Below are 24,597 nucleotides of genomic sequence, written 5' to 3'. Positions count from 1 at the left end.
AAGGACTAACAGCTAAAGACTAAATAACTATTTAGAGACAAAATCCTTTACCAATTGATACGCCTCTTCTTTTGCTGTATCTAAATCATAGTTTTTGATAATAGTATCAAACTGAGGAGCTGTAGCCAATTCAACAGAAGCTTTTGCAATTCTCATATTGATTTTATCTTCGCTCTCTGTCGAACGTTGTTTCAATCGGCGTTTGAGTTCATCAACACTTGGAGGTTTTACAAAAACGGCTAAAGTCTGTTCTGGAAATTTATGTTTGATTCGAAGACCGCCGGCAACATCAATATCAAAAATTACATTTTTTCCCATCGCCCAGATTCTTTCGATTTCGGCTTTTAAAGTTCCGTAGAAATTATCGCGGTATACTTCTTCCCATTCTAGGAATTCTTCGGCTTTAATGTGTTTTTTGAATTGTTCTAACGAAATAAAATAATAATCTTTTCCGTGTTCCTCTTCTCCGCGTGGATCGCGTGAAGCCGCTGAGATCGAAAATTCTAAGTTTAAATCTTCTTTCCCTAGTAAATGTTTTACTATAGTTGTTTTTCCTGATCCAGACGGTGCTGAAAAAACAATTAATTTTCCTTTGTTCATTATGGTATGCTTTAGGCTTTTATTTATGCTCTAAGCTTTAGGCATTACGCTTTAAGCTTTTATTATTTTATGCTTTAAGCTTTAGGCACTACGCTTTAAGCTTTATTTGACGTATTTATCTGCTTATTACCTATGCTTTAAGCTTTAGGCATTACGCTTTAAGCTTTATTTGACGTATTTATTTTGCTTATAGCCTATAGCTTAAAGCTTATTGCCATTACAACACGTTTAAAACCTGTTCTTTAATTTTTTCCAGCTCATCTTTCATCATCACAACCAATTTCTGCATTTGAGCATGATTTGATTTAGAACCCATTGTATTGATCTCGCGTCCCATTTCTTGAGTAATAAAACCAAGTTTACGGCCGTTAGCTTCAGTGCCTTTAATAGTTTCTAAAAAATAATCTAGATGATTCGTTAGGCGGACCTTTTCTTCTGTAATATCTAATTTCTCCAGATAATAGATTAATTCCTGCTCAAAACGGTTTTCATCAACATTAACTTGTAATTCAGAAATTGCAGTTTGTAAACGATCTTTAATGGCTTGCACACGTTCTGGATCTAATGCCAAAGCATCATTCATGTATTGACGAATATTTGCAATTCGTAAATTGAATTCTTTTTCAAGAGATTCTCCTTCGTCTTTACGGAAATTTAGAATGTTTTGAAGCGCTTCATCAATAATTACCTGAATTTGTTCCCAGTCGTTTTCATCGATTTCTTCACGTTCTGTTTTTAATGTATCCGGCATACGAACAGCCATTTTCATTAATTCAGTTTCATCTGCAGCAGGATAAACTTCTCTTAGTTGAGCAATATAATTTTTTACAACAGGAACATTTACTTTAGTCGAAGTTTGTTCTGCAGTACTTTCAATGTAAATCGCAAAATCAATTTTTCCTCTTTCCAATTTTGTTGAGATTTGAGTTCGCAAGCCTAATTCCATTTCGCGGTAAAGCGATGGCATTCTTACATTTAAATCTAAACCTTTGCTATTTAAGGATTTTACTTCAACGGTAATTTTTTTTGTAGGCAATTGCAAAGAAGCTTTGCCAAACCCTGTCATAGATTGTATCATATAATTGAGTATAAAGGCGCAAAGATAAATAAAAGTTTGCTGGTTTGTGTTGTAATTGTTAATCAGTTTCGTACATCAAACTTTTAAGATTCTTACGACAATGCTTTTATAACCTCTGCAATATTTTTTTGGCTGTTGCCAATGTAAATTTTGCCGTTAATTATAAAAACCGGACGGCTTAAGAAAGTATAATGTTCTAAAATGTATTTTTTAAAATCGGCTTCAGTCAAAGATTTGTTTTTTAAATCCATCGATTTATACAATTGTGCTTTTTTGCTGAATAAAGCCTCATAACTTCCAGAAAGCTTATACATTTCTTCAAGTTCAGCTTCAGTGATAGGATTTTGTCTGATATCTTGAAAAACCAAATTGTTTTCGGGTAAACTTTTGATGATTTTTCGGCACGTGTCGCAAGAAGCTAAATAGTATATTTTGTTCATGATCTTTGAATTTTATTAGAGTACAAAGAAAATTCATTTGAAACTTAAAATTGTCTAATTTTAGAAAAAAAATAATAATATGAGTTCCGTTTTTGAAACACAGAAAACTATAAGAGAAATTCTCTTGAAGATAGTGGAAAGCCATTCTTTAGAGCAATTAAACACAATTCCGCAGGGTTTTAGTAATAATATTATCTGGAATGCAGCGCATTGCTTAGCGGCACAGCAGACATTAGTTTATAAATTGTCAGGACTTCCAGCGATGGTTTCGGAAGATTTTATTTTGAAGTATCGAAAAGGAACCAAGCCTGAAGGAGATGTTTCTCAGGAAGAAGTTGATGAAATTAAATCATTTCTTTTGAGCACATTTGAAAAAACAAAAAATGATTTTGAAAGCGGACTTTTTGTCGATTATAACGAATATACAACCAGCATGGGTTTTACTCTTAGAAATGTTCAAGATGCCCTGGATTTCAATAATTATCACGAAGGCATTCACACTGGAATTATAATGAGTATTCGAAAATTGGTAGAATAAAAAAATCCCGCTTCAAAGCGGGATTTTTTTATTCTACTATAGTTTCAATGGTAACTTTCATTGCGCCTGCGCCTTTCTGTTTTGTTATGTCCATAAAAGCTCTTTTTGACAAATCTATTTCGCGGGTTTTTACAAAAGGACCGCGGTCTGTAATTTTTACGATTACAAATTTTCCATTTGCTTCGTTAGTCACTTTGACTCTCGTTCCAAAAGGAAGTTTTTTGTGGGCTGCAGTGTATTGATTATTGTTAAATCGGCTTCCATTAGCAGTTCTTTTTCCATTAAAACGATCAGCGTAGTAGGATGCGTGGGCGTTTTTTTTGTATGGTCTAAGTTTTAAACCTTTGTCTGTAAATACCGAATCTACGGGTAGTGCAATAATGTTTGGTCTTGCATTTTTTACGGTATCTTGAATAATTTTGGGTTCTGTTGTAGGTTTGGTTTGGCTTATAATATAAGTAAAGCTGCTAATTATAGTCAAAGCGATTGTGGCGAATAAAATGTGTTTTTTATTTCTCATGGGTTATTTTTTTTCAGACTTGGGGGGAGTTTGTACAAATAATATGCCGAGATAAAAAAAGCCCTGATGAAGGGCTTTTTAATTGGTATTTTTTAGAACCAAAGATTCCATGGAATTCTACTTAAAATTAGTAATAATCCTAATCCGTAAAATATAGCAAAGGTTTTAAATTTAGCTTCGCTGTTGATTAATTTTTTATGTTTAGACCATCCAATAGTAATCAAGATGATAGCAATAATATTAATTAGAGGGTGCTCCAATGATGTTAATCTTAATTCTGCATTTGACATTTGGCCAAAAGCTGCTTTTCCAAGGGGAGAAACAAAATATAGTATTAAACCAATCAATAATTGAGTATGAGTTCCAATTAAAGCAAATAAAGCGATTTTACGATCTTTAGCTGTAAAATCTTTTTTTGATTTTACTCCGATGATTGCGTTAACAACTGCAACAAGTAAAAGAAGCAATGCTAAGTAAGCCCAGCCAGAGTGTAATTCTTTTATAAAATTATTCATAAATGATGTTTTTGTTTAAAAACAAATATAACAAAAATGACTAAAAAAAAACGGCATTAAACTTAAAAGTCTATGCCGTTTTAATTATTTAGGATGGTTCTTTATTAGTTGAAAGAGTATCTAGCTCCAACTTGCATCTGCCATCTTGCTGATTGTAAACCTACATCATCAATTTGGTTGATGCTGTTTGCAACATTTGGATTAAAGTTGAATGTTGGAGTAGTTCCGTCTGCTAAGAAACCAACTTGTTGAAGCATTAATGCTTGATCATTTGTAGCAAAGAATCTTCTTCCCCAGTTTTTGTTTAACATGTTTGTGAAGTTGAAAACGTCAGCTGTAAATTCTAATTTATGGCTTTTGTTATTCACATTGATTTTAAACTCTTGAGCTAATTTTAAGTCAATTACGTGGCTCCAAGCTAAACGATCACCGTTACGCTCAGTATATTTACCTCTTCTGCTCTCTAAGTATTTATTACCTGAGATGAAGCTGTTAAGTGCTTCCCATTGTTGATCTGGAGTTAAAGCATTTCCTGTAACTGTAACTAAGTTAATTTCGCTTCTGTTAGCTGGAACATATACTAAAGCTGAGTTTTGGAAAGTATCACCTAAGATTCTACCATTGTCATTGTATACATAGCTAAATGGAGTTCCTTGAGCACCTTCGTAGTATAAACCTACAGTAGTTTTCATGTAATTGTTCCATTTGAATTTGATAGAAGAGTTAGCCATAACTCTTGAACCTTGCTCAAAATCTGATCTAGTTACACCAGGGATAACATTTGAACCGTTAACAGTTTCCATGTATTGCCATTGTGAACTGTTTTGAGAACTTGTAGCATCCATCCAAACATTAGATTCTCCATAAGAGTAAGTTGCAGAAATGTTTGCATCAATAAAATCTGATTGGAAGTATTTAGTCAAAGTTAAATTTGTATTCCAAGCGCTACCAGCTTTTTTGTTAGAAGCTAAGTAAATACCTTGGTATTTGCTGTCTACAAGTACACCATTGTATCTTGGTCTAACATCAGCACCTGTAGTGTATGTTTGTGGACCTGCAACGTTTAAGTTTTGATATTGAATTGCATTTAAGTTATCATTGTAGATAGCTTCTGCAGTTAATACTAATCCACCTGGAAGTTTACGGTCAAAAGCAAGACTCGCTTTTAAAACTTGTGGTAATTTGAAATCTTTTGCAAATAAATCGATGTTACCACCTGCTTGTCCGCTTCCTGGAAGTGGACCTAAAGGCACACCATTGTTGTAAAGCTGGCTGTCTACAGAAGTATTTGGGTTGAAGAATGGAGCAGCAGCAGTAGTTCTAATGTCAATAGCATTTTGAGAAATACCGTTGTTGTTGTAAGCTCCACCTGGCCATACTAATGGTACTCTTGATGTAAATACACCAACACCACCACGTACTTGAGTTTCTTTGTCTCCGTTTACGTCATAGTTAAATCCAACTCTTGGAGAGAAGTGCACTGTATTTTCAATAGCTTGTCCAACTCTTGCTCCTTTTAAATCTTTTCCTGCAGCTTCTAATAAACCTACAGTTCTAGTGTTGAAATCTGTGTTTACGTTACCGTCTTCCCAAACTGGCATGTCAGCACGTACACCTAAAGATACTCTAAAGTTGTCAGTAACTCTAATGTTATCTTGAACATATAAACCATATTGGTTCATGTTAAATTCTGCAGCTCCTTGAGAGTCATCTCCTGAACCACCAAACAATGAGTATCCTAAACGGAATCTGATTGGTTTAGCGTTGTTCATGAAATCATTTAAGCTGTTAAATTGGTAGTAACCAAAGTTTCTTGAAATAAATACGTTTTTAGCGTAAGAAAATTCATTGTGAGTACCAATAAGGATATTGTGTCTTCCAGTGTTAATCTCGAAGTTATCTGTAACAGTAAGGATTCTTTGGTTTAATAAGTTTGCAGTTGAGTTTGTCTCAGCTCCAAAGTAAATATTTCCAGAACCATCTCTAATCTCTACAGTTGGGAAAGGATTTCCTGAAGGATCTCTGTCGTCATTTACTGAAGTGTAACCAACTACTAAGTTGTTTGAGAATTTGTTGCTAATTCTTGCATTCCACTCAAGAGAAGAAGAGTTTGTTGTAGATGTAAATTCTTGCGCACCATTTGTAAAGTTTAATGATGTTGCAGTAGAACGGTATGGTGAAAAGTTTGTAGCTTTAACATAACTGTTCTTAACAGAGATTTTGTGATTGTCGTTAAGGTTCCAGTCAACTTTAGCAATTAATTTATCAGAAACTAAAGTTTGAGTGTTGTTGCTGTAACCACCTGGGTTATATCCGTAAGCAGTTCCTAAGTAGTTAGTCAATGCATCAATTCTTTCTTGAGCAAGAGCACCGCTATAAGGAGTCGTACCGTTTACACCAATGTTACCAGTATAATTGTTGATATCAAAAGGAGCTGGTGTTTGGTTGTCTTGTCTTTCGTAATTGATGAAGTAGAATAATTTATCTTTAATAATTGCTCCTCCAGCTCTTACACCGTAAGTTTGAGCTGTAAAGTCAGCTAATTTTTTTCTTTCAGCAGTGCTGCTTGATCTTTGCGGCGTTTTTCCAGCTAAAGATTGATCTCTGTATAAGAAATAAGCAGAACCATCAAAGTTATTTGTTCCAGAACGTGTAATAGCACTAATTGCTCCTCCAGCGAATCCTGATAATTTAACATCGTAAGGAGAAACACTCACTTGGAATTGCTCAATTGCATCTAATGAAATTGGAGAAACTCCTGTTTGTCCACCGTTTGTACCGTTTGCAGCTAATCCGAAAACGTCATTGTTTACAGCACCGTCAATGTAAATTGCGTTAAATCTGTTATTTTGTCCACCGATTGAAATTACATCATCTCCACGTAATTGTGCTTGTGGTGTAAGTCTTGCGAAATCGGCAATATTTCTAGATAAAGATGGTAATTCGTTGATCTTGTCGTGATCGATAATTGTTTGAGCTCCAGTCTTTTTTGAGTTAAAAGTTGGGTCTTTTTTACCAACAACTACAACTTCGCTAAGTTGGTTTGTTTCGTCTTTTAAGATTACTTTTAAATTTTTAGAATCACCAAGTTGTAAATAAACTCCTGACTCTGTGTAGGTTGTGAAACCAATGAAAGTCACTTCAATTTTGTAAGGACCACCAACACGCATGTTAGAGATTCTAAAGTGACCATCAAAATCCGTTGTAGTTGAGTAACGGCTACCTGAAGCCTCATGAACTGCAAGAATCGTTGCTCCTGGAAGGGACTTGTTTTGCGAATCATTAACAACCCCATTGATAGAAGAAGTTGTATTACCTTGCGCATAAATATCTCCTGCATAAATAAACGCTAAAAGCAGTAAGAGAAACTTTGACAATTTTTTCATCTGTTTTGTTATTTGTTTTTGGCAAAATTATAACAAATAACTCAGATAGTGTTATCGAAATGTTAAGAAAAACAAGTTTTGTATTTTGTGCTGCGTATTAAAATGAATTTTTCTTTTTTCGCTAAAAAAAACTTTGTTTTATTAAATTTATACAAGCGTTTTTTGTTAAAAATGTAATTATTTCGACTGCGTTGTAAGTGGAAACGTGCAAATAGACCTGTTTTTTACACTTTTTGTCGGTTTTTTACATCGAAAAAACGCCTTAATCTTGATTAAATTAAGGCGTTTCAATTTGTTAAGGATATTTTTAAATCAATATATTATTTGCTTTTCAAAAAGTGATTTAACAAAAATGATGTTGAGCTGTCATGACTTTTAACAGTCTTAGAATTTATTTCATCTAAGATAGAATTTGCCAATTGCTTTCCTAATTCTACACCCCATTGATCGAAGCTGAAAATGTTCCAAATAATTCCTTGAGTAAAAATTTTATGCTCGTATAAAGCAATCAAAGATCCTAAACTTTTTGGTGTAAGTTTCTGGATTAAAATTGTATTAGTCGGTTTGTTTCCAGTGAAAACTTTAAATGGCAGCAAGTAAGAAGCTTTTTCTGCAGAAAGTTCTTGTTTGTCAAATTCTGCCTGAACTTGTGCTTCTGTTTTTCCATTCATTAATGCCTCTGTTTGAGCAAAGAAATTTGACATTAATTTATCATGGTGATATTCGTTACCGTAAAGCGGTTTTACGAATCCGATAAAATCAGTTGGAATTCTTTTTGTTCCTTGATGGATTAATTGGAAGAAAGCATGCTGCGAATTTGTTCCAGGTTCTCCCCAAATAATTGTTCCCGTTTGGTAATTAACTGGTTTTCCGTCGCGGCCAACACTTTTACCATTACTTTCCATAGTTGCTTGCTGCAAATAAGGAGCTAATTTTGATAAATATTGCGTGTACGGAATCAAAGCTTCGCTTTCTGCACCATAAAAATTATTGTACCAAACGCTTAATAGAGCTAAAATTACTGGAATATTTTCGTCAAATTCTGCCGATTTGAAATGCTCGTCCATTTCATTTGCTCCAACCAGTAATTGGTTATAATTTTCAAAACCAATTGCCAAAGCAATGCTTAAACCAACCGCGCTCCAAAGAGAAAATCTTCCTCCAACCCAATCCCACATTGGGAAAACATTATCTGGATTAATTCCGAATTCTGTTACTTTTTGAATATTAGTAGAAACCGCTGCAAAGTGTTTGGCGATATCTTCCTGCGTAGCCGATTTCAAAAACCATTCTTTAATAGTTTCTGAATTTGAAAGTGTTTCTTGAGTTGTAAAAGTTTTAGAAACAATAACAAATAAAGTAGTTTCAGGATTTAATTTTTTGATGACTTCATTAACATGATCACCGTCTACATTTGAAACAAAATGAAGATTCAAATGATTTTTGTAAAACTGTAAAGCTTCAACCGCCATAACTGGACCAAGGTCAGAACCACCGATTCCAATATTAACAACATCAGTAAAAGCTTTTCCTGTGTAACCTTTTCTTTGTCCAGAAATTACTTCTTCTGTAAAGTTTTTGATTTTATTTTTTACTTCGTAAACTTCTGGAATTACATTTTCTCCGTCAACTTTAATTACTGCCGATTCTGGAGCACGTAAAGCTGTATGAAGAACTGCACGATTTTCTGTTTTATTAATTAATTCGCCTCCAAAATAATCAGCAATTGCTTTTTTCAATTCAATTGAATTTGCCAATTCTAATAAAAGCGAAATAGTTTCCTGACTGATATTGTTTTTAGAATAATCTACTAAAAAGTCATTCCATTGTAAATTGAATTTTTCAACGCGGGCACTATCTTGTTGAAACAATTCTTGTATGGTGGTTTCGTGAATTGCGTTATAGTGGTTTTGCAGATTTTTCCACGCTTCAGTCCCAGTTGGGTTTGTTGTGTTTAAAGCCATTTTTATCTATAATTGAGTTTGTTCTATGAAACACAAAAATACTGAAATAACTTTTAAAAGAATAAAGGTTCGAGATTATATAACAATTAGTTACGAAAACGTTTTATGAATTCTATTTTATGAAACTAAAAACGATACCAGCAATAAAAAGCGCTAGAATTATAAATATTATGTATAATAAACATAAGGTAGCAATTAGAAAAGCAACGATATAGCCAAATTTACTAAGAGGTGAAGATTCTGAATATATTTCCTGATAGAAATCGATCTGTTTTACTCTTTTTATTGAATAGAAAAATAGAATAATGCAAATTACTCCTGAGCAGAGCATGCCAATTAGAGGTTGTAGTATTGGTCCACAAGATAATAAGATCATATTTTTTTGCTATTTTTGAAATTGATCATTAGAGTGAATTAGGGATTTTATTCCAGCCTCATTAAATCAAAATACATAAATCTATGTTTTTCTTCTTTATCTGAATCTAATAAAAAGATAAAATCATTTTTTTGATAAGTAGAAAGTTGTACAGGTTTGTTGTACGCATCTAGTATAAGTAATCGACATGCGGGTTTGTGTTCAATAAATGTCCATCCTTTTATAAAATCAAGAAGCTGGTGAGATAATCCTTTGCCTTTATAATTTTTATCAATTCCTAATCTTGCAATTTTCACAGCAGGATATTGTCGAATTCTTTTTTCGTTTGGAAATTTTATTTTTCGATGAAGTTTATTCCAAATAGAATTTTCGTAACCTAGATCATTTAAACAATCATTTGAAATAGAGAAGAAAGCTGCAATAATATTGTTTTGCTTAAATAAGTAAGTATTTGTGATTTTTTCGTTTTGAAAATTTTTAGAATCGTCAAGTAAAAATTCATTTATTTCGTCGTCTTCACAATCAAAATTTTCTAAAACGTCATCATTATTTAGAGATGAAAAAACAAAATCAGATAAATCCATTCATTATGCCTTTTTCGACATTACTTTGCTTACTAAAGAAAATATTCTAGCTTTTTTTTCTTCAGAAATCTTATTTGTTTTACTTGTGGAAATGGCAGCATTGAATCTTTCAGATTCCTTACCTTTTACTACTGGAGTAATTTTAATTGTTGTTGCCATTTTTAGATTTTAATAAAGTAATAATTATGCTACAAATATAAGCGTTTTTTGACTTAATTTCAAATTTTAACTTTTTTATAAAAAGATGAAATTTTCTTTACCAAAACTTCCACCAAGACTTTTTATTGATTTCTATGACTTTCTTCGTAATATCAACATCAATTCTTTTGGGAGATTCTGTTTTAATTTTAGAATCATCAAAAAATAATTCGCCGATGTCGCTCATCCCGAGTGGAGATTTAGTTCTTTCTTTCCAATTCTCGGTTTGTAATTCTGGAATTAAAGCAATATTTCTTTTGTCAATAAATTTTTTTCTTGCCTTTTCTATAATTTCTTCTTCCAGATTTGAAGAGGAATTTTTAAAAAGTGAAATCGAATTATCTGGAATGTTTAAAAGGAAAATTTGTGTTTTGCCTTCAATTTTCTGAATATCCAATATTTTAAAATAAGCAATTGAATCTAAAAGAAAATGACCAACTTTTGCAGAATCAGGATTGAATTTTGATAAATCTTTGGGGTGAGAGCTTGCAATTAAATATCTCAAATTTCCAGAAAGACCGCCGCCAATAGAACTCATATCGGTAAAACCTTTTTCTTGAATGATTTGACCAATTTTATATTTTGAAATTAAATCTTCTGAAAGAGTAGTGTCTCTGTAAAATAATTTTAATCCAGAAAAAGTTTCATGATATATGGTTTTAAGACGCGAATTTTTCATCTGTTTTTCTATTTTTGAATTGAAAATTAAAAACTTAGCGCTCTAGTATTAGAAAAAAAACTAAAAATAAATGATAAAGGAAAAACAATAATGCTGATAAAAAATATTCTTTTTCCATTTTTTCTGTCTTCAGTAGAATAAGAATAAACTCTTTCTCCGTTTGGAAGTGTTTTCTTTGATTTCCATAAAGAATATCCAATTACAATTCCAATTCCGCCGCCCAAAAGCGAAAAGATATATCCAGCAATAATCCAAGGTTTTTGATTTTCTTCTGGTTTTGCTAAAATTTTTAAGCGCTCTTTTTTCAAAGATGCCAGTATATCAGCATCTATAGTTTTACCTCGTTCTGTTAAAAGTTTTTGAGCCAGTTTGTAATCGAAAACATTCCATTCATCAGAATTTAAAAGGATTTCATATAACTCTTCATTGGTGAAACTGAATAGATAATAATCTGGATCAATACTGTCAAGAAGATTTTCAGTTTCTTTTTCTAGAATTGCTTCCGCTTTTTTAAAATCGGATGCATCGATTTTTACTTCGTATTGATTTTGCAAAGTATTTCCTGAAAACGTAATGTCAATAGGAGGAAGATTGTCCGCCAAAATGGTTTTTACATTATTTTCGCCTAATAATGTTTCTAGCTCCTTCGCTTGAATTAAGGTCGGGAAACTTCGGAAAGCAATAAAATTTTCGATCATATAGATATTAGGATTTTTTGCTAAAATAGAAATTTAATCTTACAAATTCCCAATACTATCCAATTCTCTTTTCAAAGGTTCAATTTGTTTGAAGAAGCGAGTTTTGTCATTTCCAGTCAAAGATTCTCCAGTTGGAAGATTCAATCGAAGTGCGTCTACTTGAACTCCATTTTTCCAGAAACGGTAACAAACGTGAGGTCCAGAAGCTAAACCTGTACTGCCGACCAAACCAATTGTCTGTCCTTGTGTTACGCGCTGCCCGCGGCGAACCAAGATTTTGGACATGTGTAAGTATTGGGTAGAGTAGGTTCCGTTGTGTTTTACTTTTACAAAGTTTCCGTTACCTGCAGTATATCCAGTAGTTTCTACAACTCCAGATGCGGTTGTTGAAATTGGTGTTCCAGTTGGAGCAGCATAATCAGTTCCTTTGTGTGCTTTCCACGTGTGCTGCACTGGATGGAATCTATTCATCGTAAACCTAGAGGTGATTCGGCTGAATTTAATTGGAGTTTTTAAGAAGAAGTTTTTAAGCGTTTTTCCTTCATCATCATAATATTCTACTTTTCCAGAAGTCGTATCTCTTTCAAATGGAAATGCATAAACGATTTTACCTTTATATTCAAAAAAGGCAGCTTCCAGCTCTTCAACGCCGTCGTAAGTTTTTCCGTTGATAAAGCGTTCTGTGAAAATTAGTCCATAGCGATCTCCTTTTTTAAGCTTAAAGAAGTCAATAGACCAAGAAAATACTTTTGTGATTCTGCTCGCCAATGCCGTTTCTACACTTTCGTTTCCTAAAGTTTCAGACAATGAGCTTTTTAAAACACCGCCAATTATCTTTCTTTTTAAAGTAACAGGTTTTATTTTTTTATAAGCTTTGGCAATGCTATCCCTCAAATCAATTACATAATAACTTAAAGCATCGGGCTGATAAATAAAAACTTCCAGATTGTTGGTTTTGTTTTTGGCGCGAAGCAAAGTAAAAGGTTTGCCATAACGAATACTTCTAACATTGAAAGAATCTTTTACCTGCTCAACAATATCATGTACTTTTTTGTCCCCAATATTTTGACTTTGAAGTATTGAGCCAAAAGAATCTCCTTTTGAAATTGTGTCATTTACAATATTGAAATCTGCGTAATTAAAACCGAATTCTATTTTTTTGGTTGTTGGTTTAGTAATTTTGATTTCCACTTTTTCTTCGGATTTTTTACAAGAGAAAATAGAAAACAAGACAATTAAAATTACGACTGCTTTTTTCAAACTTTTTGTTTTTTTGTGGTGAAATTATTCTGCGGTTTCATTTCCCCAATTCGACAATTCTTCTTCGGTCCACAATTTAGGAAAAAAGATGCGTCTTTGGTATTTTGGATGCATATATTTTTGCCAGTCGCTTCCGCCAGTTGCTTCGCCGTTACCTTTTCCACTTTCTAGTATATATTTTCTTGCAGTATTAAGGTGCTGCATGACCCAAGTAATATTTACCGTTTTGTCGTAATGGCGCATTGCTTGAATTAATTCTTCATTCTGCTGGTCTTCGGCTGGTAATTGTGTGAATTTCTGCCAGATATTTTTGGTCTTAAAAGTAGACATTTGTCTCAAAAACTGATCTTTATATTTGTTTTCGAATTCTTGAAGTAAATAAGATTTTGCGCCGGTATGATAATCTTTGCCTGCAGCCTGCCAATATAAATGTTCAAAACTGGTTTCTAAATCTGTGTTTTCGTCGAAGTTTTCTTTGTATCTGCGGTCTGTTAAATTGATTACATCTGTAGAAGCAAATTCGATCATTCTATATTGCGCGCTCTGAAAACCACTTGCAGGAGTAAGCGTATTTCTAAATTTCATGTATTGATCTACTTCCATGCCGTTTTCCATAATACTGAAAGAGTTGGTAAGCATGTCAAAATATCTTGTAATTCTTGATAATCTTTCGCTGAAAAAATCAACCTGAATATTTTCTTTTTCGGCAATTTGATCAATTTCCCACAAAATCATTTTAAAGATTAATTCATTTACCTGATGGTACATAATAAAAACCATTTCGTCAGGAAGAGTGGTGCGTTGTATTTGTAAATTCAACAAAGCATCGGTTTGAATGTAATCCCAGTAAGTAATTGGTTTAGCCCAAAGCAATCCTTCTAATTGAACATCAGTTTTTTGATTTATGGCTTGAAATTTAAGGTCAATTTCTTTTAAGATTGCTTCAGAATTATCTGTAGGGTTCATTATTTTTTTGCTTTAAGTGGACTTTGTAATCCTTTATATTCATCGAGATCAGCTTTAAGAGATCCTACCGCCAAATCTGCTTTTATTCGAATGGGAACTTTGTTTACATCGTCTGTTATCCAGAGAGTTAGACTTTCCTTTTCTTTAAATACTCTTCCTGTTTGTACAGAAGGTTTAAATACCATTGTAGAAACCGTCCCAAATTTAGTTGTAATATCCTGACGACCTATATATTTTAACTTAAATTTTGTGATTTCTTCGTCAAAAAACATATCAATTGAAATCGCGTCACCAGATTTCAATTTGTCAATATTTGGATGGTTTCTCAAATAATAAAATGCCGAAACAATATCTTGCACATTTTCAGTAACAATAATCGTTTTTTCTGATTTTCGCTTATAGTCTTTTACTAGAACTCTGTTCTCATTTTGATTGAAAAAACCTTCCTGATTTTTGGTATAACCGCCTTCGTCAATTTTTCTAACATAACGATAAGGTTTTCCTGTTTCTTTATCAAAATAGCTTTCATATAAATCTTCAACTTTGAAGAAAAATTTTGACATACCAGTTGTGTAACCTTTTCCAATAGAATGGTATACCTTTTTATTATTTACGGTGGCATCTTTAACTTCGAGAGTTGCGTAGCCGGCATTGACAATTCCGTAATGAATTCTAAATTTAAAATATTCGCCAGTATCGAAAGCGTCCACTTTTTGAGTGTCGAACGCCAGTGTTGTTAGTGCTAATATGATGAGGATGAATTTTTTCATAGTACAATTTTTACATTTCATTATAAAGATAAATAAATGCAAATTCTATTCCAAATGTACCAAAACAAAAAAACTCAGTCAAAGATGACTGAGTTTTTATGCTATTAACTAACCAAAAAACTATAAATTATGAAATTTATATCAATTCGGAAGGAAACCACCCCTTCCTGATTTGCGAGTGCAAAGATAGATAGAAAGTTCAAAAAACAAATAGCCAAAGTCAAGTTTAACATAACATTTGCAAAAAAAGCATCGTTTTTTAGAGAATTGTGCTGTTTTGTATATGAAAATTAACGTTTTATAGTGTTCCTCTCAATTCTTGCTCTCTTTCAATTGACTCAAAAAGGGCTTTAAAGTTACCTGCACCAAACCCTTTTGCACCCATTCTTTGAATAATTTCGAAGAAAAGTGTCGGTCTGTCTTGAACTGGCTTCGTAAAAATCTGTAATAAATAACCATCTTCATCAGCATCTACCATGATGGCTAGTTTTTCTATTTCATTAATATCCTCTTTCATCATGTCCATATGAACACCTAATCTTTCAGGAATTGCCTGATAATAGGTATGCGGAGGAGCCGATAAAAATTCAACACCGCGAGCTCGAAGTTGAGATACTGTTTTAATAATATCATCGGTAGCAATTGCGATGTGCTGAATTCCAGGACCGCCGTAGAAATCCAAATATTCTTCAATTTGCGATTTTTTCTTTCCTTCTGCAGGTTCGTTAATTGGGAATTTAATTCTTCCGTTTCCGTTAGACATTACTTTACTCATCAAAGCAGAATATTCTGTGGTAATTTGCTTGTCATCAAAAGATAGGAAATTCACGAAACCCATTACATCTTCGTAGAATTTTACCCAAGTGTTCATTTCGTTCCAGCCGACATTTCCAACCATGTGGTCAATGTATTTTAAGCCCGTTGGTTTTGGATTGTAATCTGATTTCCATTCTTTATAACCTGGAAGGAAAACACCATTATAGTTTTTTCTTTCTACGAAAATATGAACTGTTTCCCCATACGTATAAATTCCAGAGCGGATAACTTGTCCAAATTCATCTTCTTCAACAGTGGGTTCCATAAAAGAACGCGCACCACGTTTCATAGTTTCTTCGTAAGATTTTGTAGCATCTTCAACCCAAAGTGCGGCAACTTTTACACCATCGCCATGCTTTTTTAAATGTTCGTTTATTGGAGAATCTGCTGTTAAAGGCGTTGTCAAAACAATTCTGATTTTATCCTGCTTCAAAACATAAGAAGCTTTGTCTTTTACTCCAGTTTCTAATCCCGCGTAAGCCAATGACTGATATCCGAAAGCTGTTTTATAATAATGTGCAGATTGTTTTGCATTCCCCACATAAAATTCTACATAATCTGTTCCTAATAATGGAAGGAAATCTTGTGCTCCTTCAAAGATTTTTTCTAATCCGTATTCTACTGATTTAACTTGTTTCATAATTAGATAATTTGATAATGAGAAAATGAGATAATTTTTGAAATGCTTCAATTGGATCAATTTTCTAATTGACACATTTTCTAATTTTCTAATTCCTCTTAGATGTTGATATTATTTTATTTAAAATTTTTAAAATTTCAGAAAGATCATTTAATAAATGTTTGCAATTTGGATATTCTTTGTGTACATCACATAAAAACAACCAATATTCAGTTTCGTCTGCTTCCTTAATTGCAATTTTTAATTTATGAATAAAATCTGCTTTACTTTCTGCGTTCTGTGATTCTTTAGAATTTGCTCCAATTGATGTTCCACTTTTTAATAGTTGATTGGCAATTACGAATTTCTTTTGTTCTTGAAGTTCGTTTGTATAATCAATTATGTTTAATGCGAAATTGAATGTTTTAATTAAAAGAGCATTGTCTTTATACTTTTCGTTAAAAGTCATTTGTTTAATTTGATAATTAGATAATTTATTTTGTAGGTTTAAAATTACAATTTTAATTGTCTAATTTTCGAATTAAAATATTATCTAATTATCAAATTGGCACATTGACTAATTATTCACACCAGGATTTGTAATATTGACCATCATCAAGACCCATTGCTTCTTCCGTAACCATTAGCGGTCTGAAAGTATCAACCATAACGGCTAATTCCTGAGTTTCTTTATGACCAATACTGCGTTCCATTGCGCCTGGAGCTGGTCCGTGCGGAATTCCTTTTGGATGTAAAGTGATATGACCCTGTTCAATATTATTACGGCTCATAAAATCGCCATCTACATAATATAGTACTTCGTCTGAATCTATATTGCTGTGATTGTATGGCGCCGGAATTGCTTTCGTATGATAATCGTAAAGTCTTGGGCAGAATGAACAAACGACAAAAGCTGCCGTTTCAAAAGTCTGGTGTACTGGCGGCGGTTGGTGAACACGCCCCGTTATAGGTTCGAAATTATGAATGGAGAATCCGTAAGGGAAATTATATCCGTCCCAACCGACAACATCAAAAGGATGTGTTGCATAAATCACTTCGTGAATCATGCCTTCTTTTTTAATTTTAATTAAAAAATCACCTTTTTCGTCATGCGTTTCCAATTCGTTTGGCAGAATAAAATCACGCTCACAAAATGGAGAATGTTCTAAATGCTGACCCGATTGATTTTTATATCGTTTTGGCGTATAAAATGGAGAATACGATTCTACATAAAATAGTCGGTTTTCTTCGGTTTCGAATTCTATTTGGTAAATAATGCCTCTTGGAATTATCAAATAATCGCCATATTCAAAAGGAATGTTTCCTAACATGGTTCTTAATTTTCCTTTTCCTTTATGAACGAAAAGCATTTCATCGGCATCGGCATTTTTGTAGAAATAATTTCGAAGCGATTCTTTCGGCGCAGCCAAACCAATAATGCAGTCTTTGTTGACTAACATTGCTTTTCGGCTGTCTAAAAAGTCATTTTCTGGCTTTAATTCAAAGCCTTTGAATAATAATGATTTTATGTTTTTTCCGATTGCAATTTTTGGTTCAACCGAATATGAGTTTAAAATTTCTTTAACCTGCGTGGGTCTGTGAACATGATATGACAATGAAGAATGTCCGTGAAAACCTTCGGTTCCAAATAATTGTTCGTAGTAAAAACCTCCGTTAGGTTTTTCAAATTGGGTGTGTCGCTTTTGCGGAAAGTCTCCGAGTTTGTGATATAATGGCATGGCTTTTCAATTAGATAATTTGTAAATTAGATAATTCGAAAATTTGAATTGTGTGAACAGATAATCCAATCATCTTTTTTGATGATTTAAATTATCTCAATTCGATAGCTTACTCAGGATTTCTCTTGATGAGGAATTGAAGATACTCTAATAAACCTGTCCATTTTGTTTTCATTATAACAAATGTCGTAATTTTTTCCGAGTAAAATTAAAAATTATATTAATTATAACTATTAGATATTTTAATTTTTTTTGATATAATTTTTATATAGCAAAAAAAAACCGCGATTTTATTGAATTATTCTTCAATAAAAGCCTAAAACAAAAATCCGATACTAAACCAGGTAAAGCTTTTTGACATCTCTGGAGACCATGATTGTTTGATCTCAATTGGACCAATTATAGTTTCCAATCCGTAACCTACAGCGTAACCTGTATATTTCGGCATTGAGATCCAGTCGACTGTGCTGAAAATATTGTTACCTAAATTGGCGAAATTGGCAGAAACATTAATATGGTTTTTTCTGATGATTTCGTAATCCAGCGTAATTCCTGTTTTGATATAACTGTTTCCTGCAATACTTAAAAAGTCATAACCATAGAAATAATTAAAATTATTGATTTTGCTGTAACCGTACCCTCCTAAAATATAATCAAAAAACGGAACGCTGCTGCTTCCAAAAGTAAAACCTGCATCAGCATCAATTTTAAAAGTTGCTTTCGGAAATAATGTATTTACAAAAGACAACTCGGCTTTTGCCATCGAAAAAGGTTTAAATGTATTCGTATAATCTGACGATGCCAAGTACGTTTGTAAATCTGTAGAAAAATACAATCCAGAACTTGGGTAATATTTGTCGTCAAAAGAATCATACTTTAAGTATGCAAATGCACTAAAGTAATTGCTTTTATCAATTACGTTGTCTTCATTCGAAAGTGTCGGCGAATTTATCTTTAGATATTTGTATTCTAAACCACCGCCCATTAAAAACTTCTGTACAAAAATAGTTTGAAAATAGGCCTGATTATTAATATCCATAAAATCAACATTGATTAAATTGGTGCCAGGATTATCGTAAACCAGATTGCTCAGACTAGTGGTTACATTTCGATTAAATTGATTCAGTCTTGAACGAAAACCAAAGCTGATATTAAAACCATTTTCAACATAATAATTAAAATCATATCTAAAATTATCACCTAAAATAATGTCAAGAGAAGTCACATCATTTTTCAAAAACGTTTTTTTGTGGGTAAGATTTAATAAAATACCACTTTTATAAAGTCCGTCATAATGAAGTCCCAGTTTCAAAAACGTTTGTGTTGGGTTTTCTTTTAAAACCAAATCTAAGTCGTCTTTACCGCCGTCTGGCTGCAGACAATAGGAAATGGTGCTAAAGTTCTGCGTAGCATTCAAGTTATTAATTCCCGTTTTTAAATCATTATAGGTAATCGTGCTTCCCGGTTTAAAACGAAGTTTGCCCCGAATATATTCTTTGGTATAATTATCTAATTTGTCGGTATTAATTTTCTGGATTTCAATTGTATCTGTTGCGACTTTTAGTTTTGGCTTTTTGTAAAAATAAGTTTCATCTGTTAGTGTTTTGATTTTTTCATAAACAGCAAAAGCAGCTTCTTCTCCTTTTCTAATAATTTCTTCACCTTTATCAAATGAAATTACGCCATAATCACGAATGTCTGGTTTTATGTAAACATCCGTATCTTTTATTTTGTTTTTCATTTTGTCGATTGACTGCAGATTGGTAATCTGAACCAAAATACGAGTTGCATTTTTTAGACTTTTTCTTTTCATCAAATCGTCCTGAACATCAACTCCAATGATAATATCTGCTCCAAGATTACGAACTTCTTGGATTGGATAATTGTTTACAACACCACCGTCGACCAATAAATTTCCGTCGATTTCTACTGGAGTAAATAGGGAAGGAAAAGCTGCACTCGCCATCATAGCCTGAACTAAATTTCCTTTATTCAATAAAACTTCTTCACCTGTTTCAATATTGGTTCCGATACATAAAAAAGGTGTTGGCAGTTTATTGAAGTCACGAATGTGGCGAACATTTCTGGTCAAACTGCTGAGCAGATTGTAATTGTACATTCCCTTTGAGAGTGCTTCTGGAATACCCACTCTAAAATTACTGAATGGCAAAACAATCGCATATAATTCGTCATTCTTTTTTCCGTAAAAGTTCTTAGACGAACGCGGAATATAATCGTTTATTAATTCGTCAAAATTGGTTTTTTTGAAGATCGAATCGATTTGAGAAGCATTGTAACCCGAAGCGTAAAGTCCGCCGATTACAGATCCCATACTGGTTCCGCCAATGTAATCAATTTTGATTCCGGCTTCTTCCAAAACTTTTAAAACTCCGATATGGGCAAAACCTTTGGCACCGCCGCCACTTAAAACCAAACCAATTTTAGGTCTTTTTAAACTGTCTTTTTTGATTTCTTGCGAAAATGATTTCTCTGGAAAAAGTAATAAAAGTGTAAAAAGCACCGCTGCCACGCCCCAGATGGAAATGGAAAACTGCGAGAGGCAAAAGGTTATTTTTTCCTGCCAAAAAAGAGCGACCCAAGAAGCTCCTTTTTTGGGATTGGAAAAAAATCCTTTTGACCGAGTATTTGAAATGGACAGCTGGCTTAGGCGCATAGAAATTAACTAATTGGTTTTGTAAAAGTCGGCAATTTTTTTTGCTTTTAATAGATTATCTTAGTAGGATTCTGTTTTTGAAAGTATTAATTTTTTGGTTGGATCAAATTTCCAAATATCCGTGTGGGTTTTCGCGCCGCCTCTGCAGCTTGAACTTAGTGTTTGTTTAGTTTTATCGACTTTTACATCGCAAAACATATCACATTTCGGATTGAAATTGGTTGGAAATTGTAAAGCTTCAAAATTTTTAGTTTTCGGATTAAAAATAAAAATCTGGTAAATCGTATAAACTCCCATTCCATCATCACTATGAAAAGCAGCAAAGTCTGTAAAACCATCAAAATTATAATCGTTTACTTCCAAATGAGTTGGTTTTCCCGTAATAGACGTTTCGATATTTGTAATGATCTAGGTTTTTCCGGTTTGAAAATTTTTGACTTCTACTGCCTGCTGGATTTCTTCGCTTTCTTCTGAGGCAGAATTGGTTTTTAAACTTATTTTGAATTTGCTTTTGTCTTTTTGTACCAAAGAAATATCATTTTGACTATATAAAATAGAGCAAAATAAACTTAAACAGATATGTAAAAAGTATTTTTTCAAAGTGAATTAGTTTTCTTTCGGATGATAAAAATCTACAATTTTTTTAGCCCTTGATACTCCTACAACGGCCGAAATTTCTTTTTCTGTTGCCAGTTTCAATCTTTTAACACTTTTAAAATGTTGTATTAACGCCAGCATGGTTTTTTCGCCAATTCCAGGGATGCTTTCTACAGATGAATTAAGCGCGGCTTTGCTTCGTTTATCTCGGTGAAAAGTAATACCAAAACGGTGCGCCTCATTTCGTAACTGCTGAATAACTTTTAAGGTTTCAGATTTTTTATCCAGATATAACGGAATAGAATCGCCTGGATAAAAAAGTTCTTCCAAACGTTTTGCAATTCCGATAATGGCAATTTTACCACGTAGACCCAACTCATCGATACTTTTTAGGGCAGATGACAATTGTCCCTTTCCACCATCAATAATTATTAATTGCGGTAAAGGCTGATTTTCATCTAATAATCTTTTGTAACGGCGGTAAACAATTTCGGTCATCGAAGCAAAATCGTCTGGACCTTCAACGGTTTTTACATTAAAATGGCGATAATCTTTTTTACTTGGTTTTCCATCTTTAAAAACCACGCAGGCAGCAACGGGATTTGTTCCTTGTATGTTCGAGTTATCAAAACATTCTATATGTCGAGGCTCAACAGGAAGACGTAAATCTTTCTGCATCTGCGCCATAATTCTATTTACGTGGCGATCTGGATCTACAATTTGCAATTGTTTTAATTGTTCGATGCGGTAGAATTTGGCATTTCTAATCGATAGATCTAAAATTTGTTTTTTGTCCCCGAGCTGCGGAACGGTTGTTTTAATATTTTCGCCCAAATCCATTTCAAAAGGAACAATGATTTCTTTTGACAATAAATTAAAACGTTCACGAAGTTCTATAATCGCCAATTCTAATAATTCTTCATCGCTTTCGTCGAGTTTTTTCTTGATTTCTAAAGTATGTGAACGAATAATCGAACCGTGAGAAATCTGAAGGAAATTGACATAAGCGGCACTTTCGTCAGAAACGATTGAAAAAACATCAATATTGGTAATTTTCGGATTTACAATTGTTGATCGAGATTGATAGTTTTCAAGAACTTCGATTTTTTCTTTAATTTTCTGCGCTTCTTCAAATTGTAAATTCTGCGCATAATTATTCATCAATTTCTTGAAATCCTTTAAACTTTCTTTGAAATTTCCTTTCAGGATTTCGCGAATGGCGTTGACTTGTCTTTGATATTCTTCTAAAGGTTCCAAACCTTCGCAAGGGCCTTTACAATTTCCGATATGATATTCCAAACAAACCTTAAATTTTCCAGAGTCGATATTCGATTTACTTAAATCGTAATTGCAGGTTCTTAATGGATACAGCTCTTTAATTAAATCCAGAATCGTGTAAACCATCTTGAAATTGGTGTACGGGCCAAAATATTCAGAGCCGTCTTTTACCATTCTTCGAGTTAAAAATATTCTCGAAAAAGGCTCTTTTTTAATACAGATCCAAGGATAACTTTTGTCATCGCGCAGTAAAACATTATATCTGGGCTGTAAAGTTTTAATTAAATTGTTTTCTAATAAAAGCGCATCAGTTTCTGTAGGAACAACGATATGTTTTATGGTTACAATTTTTCTAACCAGAACATTTGTTTTCTTTGTGTCGTGTATTTTATTGAAATATGAAGAAACCCTTTTTTTTAAATTTTTGGCTTTGCCGACATACAAGATTTTCCCGTCTTTATCATAATATTGATAAACACCGGGGTTGTCTGGCAAGGTTAAAATTTGAAGATCTAAGGCTGGTTTTTGCATTCTATAGTGTTTCTGAAGATGTTCGAAAAGCTTTTCAAAAACCATTCCGATTTCTAAATGAAGCTTAACATTGATTTAGTTTCAAATTTACAAAATCAAAAGAATAATTTCTATATTTAGATTTTATAATTCGAGATGAAAAATAGTACTCCATTGGTTATTTTTGGCGAATCGATTTTGCCGGGAGAACACAGAACGATAAACGTCGAAATTGCTCGACTGCACACTACAACCAAATTAAATATTCCTGTTATTGTACGCCGTTCCAAGATTGAAGGCCCAACGGTTTTGTTTTCGGCTGGAATCCACGGCGACGAAATAAATGGCGTCGAAATCGTTCGTCAGATTATCAGCAAAAAAATTAACAGACCCACGCGAGGTACAATAATTTGTATTCCGGTGATCAATATGTATGGTTTTGTGAATAAATCGCGCGAATTTCCAGACGGCCGCGACTTAAACCGTGTTTTTCCAGGAAGTAAAAAAGGTTCGCTTGCCAGTAGATTTGCCTATCATATTGTTGAAGAAATTCTGCCGATTCTAGATTATGCAGTCGATTTTCACGCAGGCGGAGCAAGTCGTTTCAATGCCCCTCAAATTAGAATCACTGAAAATAATCCCGAGTTGAAAATTTTGGCAGATGTTTTTAATGCGCCGTTTACTTTATATTCTAAAAATATAAATGGTTCTTTTAGAAATACTTCTGAAAAAGCCAATGTCAAAATGCTTCTTTTTGAAGGCGGAAAATCTTTGGATATTAATAATGAAATTGCCAATGAAGGTGTTTTGGGCACAAAACGTTTACTGCATTATCTAAATATGCTTGATCCAAAGCAATTGGTTGAGCCAGCTTTTGAACCTTCAATTTATATTAAACAATCGGTTTGGCTTCGTGCAAAATGTTCGGGTTTGCTGCACGATTTTAATTTAGTCGGAAGATTTGTAACCAAAGGCACTATCTTAGCCATTATTACAGATCCATTTGGTAAATTTGAACAGAAAGTAAAAGCACCACATGATGGTTTTGTAATTAATGCAAACCATTCGCCAATTGTTTACGAAGGCGATGCCATTTATCATTTATCTAAAAGTAATCCCGAAAATGCCGACGAATAAAAAAGAACTTCGAATAGAATATAAAAATTTCCGTAAAGCACTTTCTTTTGATGAAGTCGAAGAAAAAAGTCTGAAAATTGCCAACCAATTGATTCAGATGCCAATTTGGGATAAAATTTATTACCATGTTTTTCTTCCTATCGAAGAGCAAAAAGAAGTTAATACCGAATTTGTACTTCATTTGCTTTCTGGAAAAGACAAAGAAATCCTGATTTCTAAAAGTGATTTCGAATCCAGAAAAATGACTCATTTTCTTTTGACCGATAATACCAAAATTAAAAAGAACGAATATAATATTCCAGAACCTGTTGACGGAATCGAAGTACCATCTTCTAAAGTCGAAGTTGTTTTTGTACCGCTTTTAGCTTTTGATGTTTTTGGAAACCGAATCGGCTACGGAAAAGGCTTTTACGATAAATTCCTTGCAGAGTGCAAACCCGAAACCCTCAAAATCGGACTTTCTTTTTTTGAAGCCGTAAGTCAGATTGATGATGTTTTTGAGTCGGATATTAAATTGGATTATTGCGTTACGCCTGAGAAAATATATCAGTTTTAATTTCATAGTCCAATATTCTGTAGAGACGCACCGCAGTGCGTCTACACACAGAAATATAAAGTAATGCAACACATTAAAAGATTAAAAAAGGATTAATCA

The 24,597-nt window shown here is 33.2% G+C and carries 23 protein-coding genes; 3 read left to right on the top strand and 20 right to left on the bottom strand.

Annotation, left to right across the window (positions count from 1 at the left end):
- Window positions 1-27: 27 nt before the first annotated feature.
- The 3 genes from gmk to HYN86_RS03415 all read right to left on the bottom strand — a co-directional run bounded on the left by gmk (window position 28) and on the right by HYN86_RS03415 (window position 2,118).
- Complete coding sequence (gene gmk / locus HYN86_RS03425) at window positions 28-600, bottom strand: guanylate kinase (protein ID WP_113676776.1); 573 nt, start codon at window positions 598-600, stop codon at window positions 28-30.
- 217 nt (window positions 601-817) lie between these two features.
- Entirely contained in the window at window positions 818-1,678 is an 861-nt protein-coding gene (locus HYN86_RS03420; RefSeq protein WP_113676775.1) for a YicC/YloC family endoribonuclease, read from the bottom strand.
- A gap of 92 nt (window positions 1,679-1,770) precedes the next feature.
- The gene (locus tag HYN86_RS03415) at window positions 1,771-2,118 is read right to left on the bottom strand and encodes an arsenate reductase family protein (RefSeq protein WP_113676774.1); all 348 of its coding nucleotides are present in this window, start codon (window positions 2,116-2,118) and stop codon (window positions 1,771-1,773) included.
- Between the two features lie 79 nt (window positions 2,119-2,197).
- On the opposite strand from HYN86_RS03415, the gene HYN86_RS03410 reads away from it, so the two are divergent.
- Window positions 2,198-2,656, top strand: a complete 459-nt coding sequence (locus tag HYN86_RS03410) for a DinB family protein (protein ID WP_113676773.1) — start codon at window positions 2,198-2,200, stop codon at window positions 2,654-2,656.
- A gap of 28 nt (window positions 2,657-2,684) precedes the next feature.
- Here HYN86_RS03410 and HYN86_RS03405 read toward each other — a convergent pair whose 3' ends face one another.
- From HYN86_RS03405 to uvrC, 17 genes are all read right to left on the bottom strand, one after another.
- Window positions 2,685-3,176 carry a septal ring lytic transglycosylase RlpA family protein gene (locus HYN86_RS03405; RefSeq protein ID WP_113676772.1) on the bottom strand — a complete coding sequence of 164 codons (492 nt, stop codon included), beginning with the start codon at window positions 3,174-3,176 and terminating at the stop codon, window positions 2,685-2,687.
- 92 nt (window positions 3,177-3,268) lie between these two features.
- A complete protein-coding gene (locus HYN86_RS03400; RefSeq protein ID WP_113676771.1) occupies window positions 3,269-3,691 on the bottom strand; it encodes a hypothetical protein in 423 nt (140 codons plus the stop codon).
- A gap of 104 nt (window positions 3,692-3,795) precedes the next feature.
- Window positions 3,796-7,077, bottom strand: coding sequence for a TonB-dependent receptor (locus HYN86_RS03395; protein WP_113676770.1), 3,282 nt, complete (start codon window positions 7,075-7,077; stop codon window positions 3,796-3,798).
- A 320-nt stretch (window positions 7,078-7,397) separates the two neighbouring features.
- Window positions 7,398-9,041, bottom strand: a complete 1,644-nt coding sequence (gene pgi / locus HYN86_RS03390; protein ID WP_113676769.1) for a glucose-6-phosphate isomerase — start codon at window positions 9,039-9,041, stop codon at window positions 7,398-7,400.
- 423 nt (window positions 9,042-9,464) lie between these two features.
- Entirely contained in the window at window positions 9,465-10,001 is a 537-nt protein-coding gene (locus HYN86_RS03385) for a GNAT family N-acetyltransferase (RefSeq protein WP_113676768.1), read from the bottom strand.
- Between the two features lie 3 nt (window positions 10,002-10,004).
- Entirely contained in the window at window positions 10,005-10,160 is a 156-nt protein-coding gene (locus tag HYN86_RS21045) for a hypothetical protein (protein ID WP_205334627.1), read from the bottom strand.
- A 97-nt stretch (window positions 10,161-10,257) separates the two neighbouring features.
- Entirely contained in the window at window positions 10,258-10,878 is a 621-nt protein-coding gene (locus tag HYN86_RS03380; RefSeq protein WP_113676767.1) for a hypothetical protein, read from the bottom strand.
- Between the two features lie 26 nt (window positions 10,879-10,904).
- Complete coding sequence (locus tag HYN86_RS03375) at window positions 10,905-11,576, bottom strand: hypothetical protein (RefSeq protein WP_113676766.1); 672 nt, start codon at window positions 11,574-11,576, stop codon at window positions 10,905-10,907.
- 39 nt (window positions 11,577-11,615) lie between these two features.
- Window positions 11,616-12,836 (bottom strand): M23 family metallopeptidase, encoded by a 1,221-nt coding sequence (locus tag HYN86_RS03370; RefSeq protein ID WP_113676765.1) that lies wholly within the window; start codon window positions 12,834-12,836, stop codon window positions 11,616-11,618.
- Window positions 12,837-12,860: 24 nt separating this feature from the next.
- The gene (locus tag HYN86_RS03365) at window positions 12,861-13,802 is read right to left on the bottom strand and encodes a tryptophan 2,3-dioxygenase family protein (protein ID WP_113676764.1); all 942 of its coding nucleotides are present in this window, start codon (window positions 13,800-13,802) and stop codon (window positions 12,861-12,863) included.
- Window positions 13,802-14,572 (bottom strand): DUF3108 domain-containing protein, encoded by a 771-nt coding sequence (locus HYN86_RS03360; protein ID WP_113679839.1) that lies wholly within the window; start codon window positions 14,570-14,572, stop codon window positions 13,802-13,804. Before HYN86_RS03360 ends, HYN86_RS03365 begins: the two co-directional genes overlap by 1 nt.
- Window positions 14,573-14,870: 298 nt before the next feature.
- Window positions 14,871-16,031: a 4-hydroxyphenylpyruvate dioxygenase gene (hppD, locus tag HYN86_RS03355; protein WP_113679838.1), complete on the bottom strand. Its 1,161-nt coding sequence runs from the start codon at window positions 16,029-16,031 to the stop codon at window positions 14,871-14,873.
- Window positions 16,032-16,116: 85 nt separating this feature from the next.
- Window positions 16,117-16,476, bottom strand: a complete 360-nt coding sequence (locus HYN86_RS03350) for a four helix bundle protein (protein WP_113676763.1) — start codon at window positions 16,474-16,476, stop codon at window positions 16,117-16,119.
- 112 nt (window positions 16,477-16,588) lie between these two features.
- Window positions 16,589-17,746, bottom strand: a complete 1,158-nt coding sequence (locus tag HYN86_RS03345; RefSeq protein WP_113676762.1) for a homogentisate 1,2-dioxygenase — start codon at window positions 17,744-17,746, stop codon at window positions 16,589-16,591.
- 316 nt (window positions 17,747-18,062) lie between these two features.
- Window positions 18,063-20,420, bottom strand: a complete 2,358-nt coding sequence (locus HYN86_RS03340; protein WP_113676761.1) for a patatin-like phospholipase family protein — start codon at window positions 20,418-20,420, stop codon at window positions 18,063-18,065.
- 60 nt (window positions 20,421-20,480) lie between these two features.
- On the bottom strand, window positions 20,481-20,783 hold the full coding sequence (locus HYN86_RS03335) for an XAC2610-related protein (protein ID WP_113676760.1): 303 nt from the start codon (window positions 20,781-20,783) through the stop codon (window positions 20,481-20,483).
- 243 nt (window positions 20,784-21,026) lie between these two features.
- Window positions 21,027-22,826: an excinuclease ABC subunit UvrC gene (gene uvrC, locus HYN86_RS03330; RefSeq protein ID WP_113676759.1), complete on the bottom strand. Its 1,800-nt coding sequence runs from the start codon at window positions 22,824-22,826 to the stop codon at window positions 21,027-21,029.
- A 135-nt stretch (window positions 22,827-22,961) separates the two neighbouring features.
- On the opposite strand from uvrC, the gene HYN86_RS03325 reads away from it, so the two are divergent.
- The gene (locus HYN86_RS03325; protein WP_113676758.1) at window positions 22,962-23,942 is read left to right on the top strand and encodes a succinylglutamate desuccinylase/aspartoacylase family protein; all 981 of its coding nucleotides are present in this window, start codon (window positions 22,962-22,964) and stop codon (window positions 23,940-23,942) included.
- Window positions 23,929-24,498 (top strand): 5-formyltetrahydrofolate cyclo-ligase, encoded by a 570-nt coding sequence (locus HYN86_RS03320; protein WP_113676757.1) that lies wholly within the window; start codon window positions 23,929-23,931, stop codon window positions 24,496-24,498. The genes HYN86_RS03325 and HYN86_RS03320 overlap by 14 nt, the downstream gene beginning before the upstream one ends.
- The last annotated feature ends 99 nt before the right edge of the window (window positions 24,499-24,597 follow it).

The sequence above is a fragment of the Flavobacterium fluviale genome (assembly GCF_003312915.1).
In the GTDB taxonomy this organism is placed as follows: Bacteria; Bacteroidota; Bacteroidia; order Flavobacteriales; family Flavobacteriaceae; genus Flavobacterium; species Flavobacterium fluviale.
This window is presented reverse-complemented; position numbering and strand designations above follow the sequence as displayed.

Bases quoted from the DNA above. Each gene is read 5' to 3' on its own strand.
- gmk (WP_113676776.1), bottom strand. From the start codon at position 600: ATGAACAAAGGAAAATTAATTGTTTTTTCAGCACCGTCTGGATCAGGA.
- HYN86_RS03420 (WP_113676775.1), bottom strand. From the start codon at position 1,678: ATGATACAATCTATGACAGGGTTTGGCAAAGCTTCTTTGCAATTGCCT.
- HYN86_RS03415 (WP_113676774.1), bottom strand. From the start codon at position 2,118: ATGAACAAAATATACTATTTAGCTTCTTGCGACACGTGCCGAAAAATC.
- HYN86_RS03410 (WP_113676773.1), top strand. From the start codon at position 2,198: ATGAGTTCCGTTTTTGAAACACAGAAAACTATAAGAGAAATTCTCTTG.
- HYN86_RS03405 (WP_113676772.1), bottom strand. From the start codon at position 3,176: ATGAGAAATAAAAAACACATTTTATTCGCCACAATCGCTTTGACTATA.
- HYN86_RS03400 (WP_113676771.1), bottom strand. From the start codon at position 3,691: ATGAATAATTTTATAAAAGAATTACACTCTGGCTGGGCTTACTTAGCA.
- HYN86_RS03395 (WP_113676770.1), bottom strand. From the start codon at position 7,077: ATGAAAAAATTGTCAAAGTTTCTCTTACTGCTTTTAGCGTTTATTTAT.
- pgi (WP_113676769.1), bottom strand. From the start codon at position 9,041: ATGGCTTTAAACACAACAAACCCAACTGGGACTGAAGCGTGGAAAAAT.
- HYN86_RS03385 (WP_113676768.1), bottom strand. From the start codon at position 10,001: ATGGATTTATCTGATTTTGTTTTTTCATCTCTAAATAATGATGACGTT.
- HYN86_RS21045 (WP_205334627.1), bottom strand. From the start codon at position 10,160: ATGGCAACAACAATTAAAATTACTCCAGTAGTAAAAGGTAAGGAATCT.
- HYN86_RS03380 (WP_113676767.1), bottom strand. From the start codon at position 10,878: ATGAAAAATTCGCGTCTTAAAACCATATATCATGAAACTTTTTCTGGA.
- HYN86_RS03375 (WP_113676766.1), bottom strand. From the start codon at position 11,576: ATGATCGAAAATTTTATTGCTTTCCGAAGTTTCCCGACCTTAATTCAA.
- HYN86_RS03365 (WP_113676764.1), bottom strand. From the start codon at position 13,802: ATGAACCCTACAGATAATTCTGAAGCAATCTTAAAAGAAATTGACCTT.
- HYN86_RS03360 (WP_113679839.1), bottom strand. From the start codon at position 14,572: ATGAAAAAATTCATCCTCATCATATTAGCACTAACAACACTGGCGTTC.
- HYN86_RS03350 (WP_113676763.1), bottom strand. From the start codon at position 16,476: ATGACTTTTAACGAAAAGTATAAAGACAATGCTCTTTTAATTAAAACA.
- HYN86_RS03345 (WP_113676762.1), bottom strand. From the start codon at position 17,746: ATGCCATTATATCACAAACTCGGAGACTTTCCGCAAAAGCGACACACC.
- HYN86_RS03340 (WP_113676761.1), bottom strand. From the start codon at position 20,420: ATGCGCCTAAGCCAGCTGTCCATTTCAAATACTCGGTCAAAAGGATTT.
- uvrC (WP_113676759.1), bottom strand. From the start codon at position 22,826: ATGCAAAAACCAGCCTTAGATCTTCAAATTTTAACCTTGCCAGACAAC.
- HYN86_RS03325 (WP_113676758.1), top strand. From the start codon at position 22,962: ATGAAAAATAGTACTCCATTGGTTATTTTTGGCGAATCGATTTTGCCG.
- HYN86_RS03320 (WP_113676757.1), top strand. From the start codon at position 23,929: ATGCCGACGAATAAAAAAGAACTTCGAATAGAATATAAAAATTTCCGT.